Origin of the sequence: Aquibacillus sediminis (assembly GCF_005870085.1) — a bacterium.
Classification (GTDB): domain Bacteria; phylum Bacillota; class Bacilli; order Bacillales; family Amphibacillaceae; genus Aquibacillus_E; species Aquibacillus_E sediminis.
Map to the genome: position 1 here is coordinate 327,375 of NZ_SZNM01000004.1, position 6,987 is coordinate 334,361.

Genomic DNA, 6,987 nt, shown 5'->3' on the forward strand with positions numbered 1-6,987 from the left:
TCCACGGTTCATATGATAATAACGCATAGCACATTAGACATTTCCCTATTGGGTAGAAAGGAGAATCATTCATGTATCATCAATTCCCAACAGCAAACATTCACCCGGCTCATCCTCATGCACAACAACATGATAGACAATTCGGCATCGGACCAGTAGGTGCTGGACTATTAGGCTTTGGACTTGGATATTTAGGTGGAGAATTATTCGATCAGTATGGACCTGGTTTCGGACCTGGTTTCGGACCAGGATACGGAGGTTATGGCTATCCTGGAGCAGGTGTAGGATATGGATATCCAGGCGCTGGTTTCGGTCCTGGTTTTGGAGGCTATCCTGGAGCAGGTGCTGGCTTCGGTGGCGGATATGGTTATCCCGGTCCACGACCTCGCCCAGGTATAGGTTTTGGTCCAGGTCCATTTTAATAAAGTAAAACTTAAATCAGTGGGGAATTCTTTCATCACCACTGATGGCTAGTAACGCAAGGAGAGACCCGCAGTCCCTCAACCACTAATCTTCTTTGGTTTTACCTTGTAGAAAGTGATGGAGCTTACTTCCAGTTACATGCGGGAATAATATTATAGATATAAAAAGGGCTTTCAACGTTTTAGGAAGCCCTTTTTTGGATCTAGGTATCCGACAACTTAACCATAACTCATCCTCCCTTTATGCACGCTTCTTAATTAAAATATAAATATTGCCAATGCGACTAATGACCCTCCTATCGCCACTATATAAATAAACGATAAAAGTGTTATATTTTCTTTTGCTTTATTATTGTAGCCTTCATCACTTTTTCCACCCAACAACAAAGTGGCAACTAAAGCAATCACTGAAATAACAGCAATTAATGTTATCGAAATCCCCATATTTACCATGTTATATCACCTCTACTATTTTATATTACATTTTTTTCTTTAAAGCCCCTGTTTAGCTTAAGATCCATATCAACTCATTCTAACATAATTTTCAGACAACTATATTAGTTAATTTAATTTAATACTTACTACCTTTGACGAATCGCCACCATTTCCAATATGATAAAAGAAAATAAATTGAAGGATGAACGGAATGAAGATTTTATTAGCGGAAGATGATCGAACAATTGCTTCTGGACTAGAGTATTCGTTGCAACAAGAAGGTTACGAAACGATTCTCTGTCATAATGCAACAATAGCAAAAGCTATGATGAACAGTAAAATAGATGAAATCGATTTGTGCCTATTTGATTTATCATTGCCTGATGGTAGCGGCTATGAATTATGTGAACAAGTAAAAAAGCTTGCAGATTTACCGGTCATTTTCTTAACGGCTTATGATGATGAGGTCAATGTTGTAATGGGACTAGATATGGGAGCAGATGATTATATTACCAAGCCATTCCGTATTCGCGAGCTGTTATCAAGAATTAGATCGGTATTACGTCGGTACCATAAGCAAACACATTCAACCAATCTAATTAAAATTGAATCAATTCAGATTAATACATTAACAGGTAAAGTATTCAAACATGATCAGGAAGTATTACTTACTGCTTTAGAATATCGACTTTTTCTTATTTTTGCTAATCATATTGGACAAGTTCTCACCAGAGCACAGCTGTTGGACCGTATATGGGATGTTGCTGGGGATTTCGTCAATGACAACACCTTGACTGTCTATATTAAAAGGTTACGAGAAAAATTAGAACACAATCCGCAAAGCCCAACCATTATAAAAACAGTACGTGGCATGGGTTATAAGGTCGGTGACTGAATTGTTTCGAAATCGGGAAATTAAACAACTCATTACAATACTCTCCCTTATTACTACGATTGGATTTGTTGGAGCTGTCGTATTTTTCTCATGGCCTGTTGCATTTTTTGTATTAGGTATCGCTTTCCTATTAATGATATGTGCACTTATTTTCACCAAATGGCGCTATCGTGAATTGGAGAAGCTTTCAGGCTATTTGAGACAAATTAGTAGTGGTGACTATACCCTTGATGTCCGTGACAATAGTGAAGGAGAATTGAGCATCTTAAAAAGTGACATATATAAAGTAACCTTAACACTTGCTGAGCACGGGGTTGGATTAAAAGAAGAAAAAGCCAAACTAACCAATGCAATATCAGATATCTCGCACCAGTTAAAAACACCTCTTACATCAATGCGGGTCATGGCAGATTTATTACGTGATAAGAAATTAGAAAATGAAAAGCGATCCGAGTTTACTCGTAACATCCAACTCCAGTTAAAACGGATGGAATGGCTTGTTTCTTCCTTGTTAAAACTTTCAAAAATCGATGCTGGTACAATTGCTTTTAAAAAGGAAACAATCCATGTTGTTGATTTGATTCGTCGAGCCATCGAACCTTTAGCAGTACCAATCGATATCAAAATGCAACAGTTATACATTGAAGGTGATGAACATGCAGTATTTTTAGGTGACTTTAATTGGTCAGTAGAAGCGCTAATTAATATCTTGAAAAATTGTGTCGAACATACAAATGAAGGTGGCAACATTAGGGTTACTTATTCAGAAAATGCCTTATATACGGAAATTTCTATTCGTGATACTGGAAACGGAATTCCAAAGGAAGATCTCCCTTATATTTTTAAACGTTTCTACAAAGGAAGAAATGCAAGTGATGATAGTGTTGGCATCGGTCTTGCGATGGCATACAGTATTATAACAAGTCAAGACGGTGATATTAAAGTAACCAGTGAACCAGGTAAGGGGACATTATTTCAAATCAAATTTTTTAAACAGGTGATATGAGTAAGCGGTTTTCTGCTTACTCTTTCTTTGTGCGTTAGCAAAGTGAATAAATTTGTGCTACGTATTAGTGGAACTTGGCCACTGTCATTGCCAGATTATCTTTATTAAGACTGTTTTCTAAAAGAATATTATTTAGTCAAAATAACGGTAAACTTCGACGTAATAGATAAGGTGAACAAAGGAGCAATGAAGACGGTGGTTTCTAAATAACGGAATGATCCGTTTCCGCTTCCCCTCGAGAGCACGTTTTTATGTCGGAGTTTCTATCAACTAAGAAATCTTGCAACAAGAGCCTTACTAAAAGATAGGTATTTATTAACATTCCCCTCCCACTCCGCGCTTAGAGCTCAAAGTGAATAAATTGTCACTTATGAGTCACTTTAAAGTCATACTTGACAGATATACTAAGGCTATAATAAAAAATTCGGAGGTTTTTTCATGAATATATTAGAAATTCAACATCTGTCAAAAGTGTATGGCAAAGGAGAAACGGCAGTTAAAGCACTTGATGACTTATCCTTTTCCGTAAAAAAAGGTGAATTCGTTTGTATTATTGGACCGTCTGGTTCAGGCAAATCAACACTACTTCATTTACTCGGTGGAGTTGATCGTCCAACAGGCGGGAAGGTCTTGATTGATAACACAGATATTTATAACTTGAATGAAACACAGCTAGCAATTTTCAGAAGAAGACAAATTGGATTGATTTATCAATTTTATAACTTAATTCCGATTTTAAATGTAGAAGAAAATATTACATTGCCAATGTTATTAGATGAACAAAAAGTTGATGAAACTCAGTTCAATAAAGTGGTTGATATTTTAGGATTAAACAATCGTCTCACCCACCTTCCGAATCAGTTATCAGGTGGTCAGCAACAACGTGTGTCAATCGGACGCGCTCTAATAAGTAATCCTGCAATTATGCTTGCAGATGAACCAACTGGAAACCTTGATAGTAAAAACAGTAACGAGATCATGGAGCTATTAAAAATGTTCAACAAAACATATAATCAAACACTTATTGTAATCACCCATGATGAAGACATCGCACTTCAAGCAGATCGGGTCATTTCGATTGAGGACGGTAAGATTGCCAAGGATGAGGTGATCCGTCCGTGAATATTATCAACAAATTAACAACTAGGCATTTAAAAGCAAACAAACGACGCTCACTAGTAACAATTATAGGTGTAATTATTTCGGTTGCGATGATTACCGCTGTCGCAACACTCGGTGTTTCATTTTTAGATTTATTAATTAGACAGGAAGTTTCTAATAATGGCGAATGGCACGTTCAGTATGAGGATGTGACTAAAAACCAAATTGAAGCGATTGCTGCTGATAGTGAAACTAGTGAACTGATTGTCGCAAGTGATGGCTACGCAAACTTAAACACATCTGAAAAAGATGATAAACCTTACTTATTTTTTCAAAACTACAATCATACTGGGATGAATCAATTTCCGTTAAAAGTTATGGAAGGAAGACTGCCAACCAAAGAAAATGAGATTGCTATTTCGGAAGATATTATTAACAAAGCAGAGGCTTCCTACAATATTGGAGATCAACTTTCTTTTGATATTGGTGATCGATGGGATACCACACAAGGTAAAACACTCACACAAAGTAATCCTCTGAGTCGTTCTGAGGAAGGAATAACAGAGAAACTTCAAATCAAAGAAAACAAAACAGTGAAGATTGTTGGAACAATTGAACGACCTAGTTGGGAACCAGCCTGGTCACCTGGTTACACTGTAATTGGCTATGTCGATCAGCAGGCACTTAACAAAAACGATGAGGTCGATGCATTTGTTGTGTTAGACAAAGTAAAAGGTTCCTTATTTGACCATGCAGAAAAGATTGCGAATCAACAAAATATCGGTCAAGTCCATTTTAATTCAGATTTACTTCGTTATTATGGTGTTACAGATAATGATGATTTGCGTAAAACCTTATTTACGTTAGCAGGTATTATTATGGCGGTGATTATCATTGGTTCTGTCGCATTGATTTACAATGCTTTTGCGATCAGTGTTTCAGAACGTGCCAGACACCTTGGCATGCTTTCTAGTGTTGGAGCAACCAAAAAACAAAAACGAAACTCGGTCTTTTTTGAAGGAATTGTTATCGGAGCAATAAGTATTCCAATTGGGATTATCTCAGGAATTGCTGGTATTTGGGTAACATTTGCGTTTCTTAACACGTTACTCGAAGGGGCACTCGGTATTTCAGAGGAGTTAAAACTAGTCGTTACACCCGTGTCTGTCCTCGTTGCATCTGGTATTTCAATTGTGACGATTTTTATTTCTACCTTTATCCCAGCACAAAAGGCTTCAAAAGTATCAGCCATCGACGCTATTCGACAAACTCATGACATAAAGCTATCTAGAAAAAACATCAAAACCTCTAAGTTTGTCCGAAAATTGTTTGGCATGGAAGCTGAAATTGGACTAAAGAATGTAAAAAGAAATAAAAAACGTTATTTAGCAACAGTATTTTCTCTTGTCATCAGCATTGTATTGTTTTTATCGGTATCCTATTTTACAGACAACCTGAAAAAAACAATGGAAATGACGCAAAACGATATTAGCTTTGATATCCGAATTTCTGGTGATCTGGAAAGCCAACAGATGGAACGGTACAAGCAGCTCACAAATGTAACGGATGCAACAAGCAGTAAAGAAATTTATTTAGAAGCATTAATAGACAAGGAAAAAGTTGCGGATGAATTGAAACAAAGTATTCAAACGGACGATTCCATACTAGTAGAAGGAAAATACCCTTATTATGTAGGCGTTCATGGGTTAGATCATGAAAGCTTTCAAACGTATGTCAAACAAATAGGCGTAGATATCGATGATTTTAACAATCAAGACTCACCGACAACAATTGTGATTGATACGATTTCTTATCAAGATTATGAAACAGGGAAATTTGTTGAAACTAAATCGATCCAATCAGAAGTCGGGAGTTTAATTCCGTTATATACAATGCCACGAGGAGATTCTCCGCAACGGGATTATGTAAATAAAGTAAAAATAGGGGCACTGACCGATCAAGTCCCAATGGGTGTAAGTACAAGTGTAATCGGTGGATTAACGATGGTTGTACATGAAGACGCAATTGACCAATTGACCACGGAGCAGTTAAATGTTAATACTACTATTTTTCTAAACACCACAGATCCAATGGCAACACAAGAATCCATCGAAGAACTAGAAGAAGATAATATTCATGTTTACAATGTTTACCAACGAAGACAACAAGAAGAACAAATGATTTTATTCATGTCTGTCTTCACTTATGGTTTTATCACATTGATTTCGCTAATCTCGATTGCCAACATTTTTAATACTATTTCGACTAGCATTTCCCTAAGAAAGCGGGAATTTGCCATGCTTCGTTCAGTCGGAATGACACCTAAAGGCTTTAACAAAATGATAAATTATGAAAGTATTTTCTATGGAGTTAAGGCATTATTATACGGTCTTCCAATCAGTATTCTTGTTATGTTTGGTATCCATCATTCACTTGGGTTTACTTTCGAATACGGATTTAGCTTACCATGGTTAAGTATTTTGTTCGTCATCGTTGTTATTTTCTTAATCGTTGGCTCTGCGATGCTCTATTCGATCTCAAAAATTAAAAACGAAAATATTATCGAAAGCTTAAAACAAGAAAATATATAAGTTTACGAAAGCCAAAGGTATTGCTATGTTTAGCAATACCTTTTCTATTTAACCGATTGTTGGTCTTGTTTACTATTTCCCCGTTAACAGTTTACTATTTATTCTCTAAAATGCTGATTCTCATTTTATTAAGACCATTAAACGACCACCTGCTAAAGCAGGTGGATTTGGACATGAAATGTCTACGACTAAAGTCGTTGTTAAGACTAAAGTCATCTCAAAGATCAAATGCTGAAGCAAACTGAAATTTTACTGAACTCAATCTTCAATCCTAAATGATTCGTTCTTTTCTTCACTAAACTGATTGGCTATATAATTTCTAATTGTTTCTTCATCCACTGATCCTACTGTGGCACAGAAGTAACCTCTTGCCCATAAATGTTGTCCCCAGTATTTCTTTTTAAGATCGTGGAATTGGTCCTGGAGAAGTCTAGATGATTTCCCTTTTAAGTACTGCATTATTTTACTTGGGGCAAGGCTTGGTGGACACGAGATTAATAAATGGATGTGATCTTTTCCAACACTTCCCTCAAGGAT

General features: G+C 36.5%; 7 protein-coding genes. 5 read left to right on the forward strand and 2 right to left on the reverse strand.

Annotated elements, in window-relative coordinates:
* The first annotated feature begins 71 nt into the window (after window positions 1–71).
* A complete protein-coding gene (locus FCI53_RS06950) occupies window positions 72–422 on the forward strand; it encodes a hypothetical protein (protein WP_210238483.1) in 351 nt (116 codons plus the stop codon).
* A 258-nt stretch (window positions 423–680) separates the two neighbouring features.
* On the opposite strand, the gene FCI53_RS06955 is transcribed toward FCI53_RS06950, so the two are convergent.
* Window positions 681–875, reverse strand: a complete 195-nt coding sequence (locus tag FCI53_RS06955; protein WP_138417195.1) for a hypothetical protein — start codon at window positions 873–875, stop codon at window positions 681–683.
* 193 nt (window positions 876–1,068) lie between these two features.
* Here FCI53_RS06955 and FCI53_RS06960 point away from each other — a divergent pair, with 193 nt between their 5' ends.
* From FCI53_RS06960 to FCI53_RS06975, 4 genes are all read left to right on the forward strand, one after another.
* The gene (locus FCI53_RS06960) at window positions 1,069–1,752 is read left to right on the forward strand and encodes a response regulator transcription factor (RefSeq protein WP_138417197.1); all 684 of its coding nucleotides are present in this window, start codon (window positions 1,069–1,071) and stop codon (window positions 1,750–1,752) included.
* A gap of 1 nt (window position 1,753) precedes the next feature.
* Window positions 1,754–2,758, forward strand: coding sequence for a sensor histidine kinase (locus tag FCI53_RS06965; RefSeq protein ID WP_138417242.1), 1,005 nt, complete (start codon window positions 1,754–1,756; stop codon window positions 2,756–2,758).
* 438 nt (window positions 2,759–3,196) lie between these two features.
* Window positions 3,197–3,880 (forward strand): ABC transporter ATP-binding protein, encoded by a 684-nt coding sequence (locus FCI53_RS06970; protein WP_138417199.1) that lies wholly within the window; start codon window positions 3,197–3,199, stop codon window positions 3,878–3,880.
* The gene (locus FCI53_RS06975) at window positions 3,877–6,450 is read left to right on the forward strand and encodes an ABC transporter permease (protein WP_138417201.1); all 2,574 of its coding nucleotides are present in this window, start codon (window positions 3,877–3,879) and stop codon (window positions 6,448–6,450) included. The genes FCI53_RS06970 and FCI53_RS06975 overlap by 4 nt, the downstream gene beginning before the upstream one ends.
* A gap of 258 nt (window positions 6,451–6,708) precedes the next feature.
* Here FCI53_RS06975 and tnpA read toward each other — a convergent pair.
* The coding region (gene tnpA, locus FCI53_RS06980; protein WP_138417203.1) for an IS200/IS605 family transposase at window positions 6,709–6,987 on the reverse strand (279 nt) is incomplete at its 5' end.

Coding starts and splice junctions, on each gene's coding strand:
- FCI53_RS06970 (WP_138417199.1), top strand. CDS start 3,197: ATGAATATATTAGAAATTCAACATCTGTCAAAAGTGTATGGCAAAGGA.
- FCI53_RS06955 (WP_138417195.1), bottom strand. CDS start 875: ATGGTAAATATGGGGATTTCGATAACATTAATTGCTGTTATTTCAGTG.
- FCI53_RS06960 (WP_138417197.1), top strand. CDS start 1,069: ATGAAGATTTTATTAGCGGAAGATGATCGAACAATTGCTTCTGGACTA.
- FCI53_RS06950 (WP_210238483.1), top strand. CDS start 72: ATGTATCATCAATTCCCAACAGCAAACATTCACCCGGCTCATCCTCAT.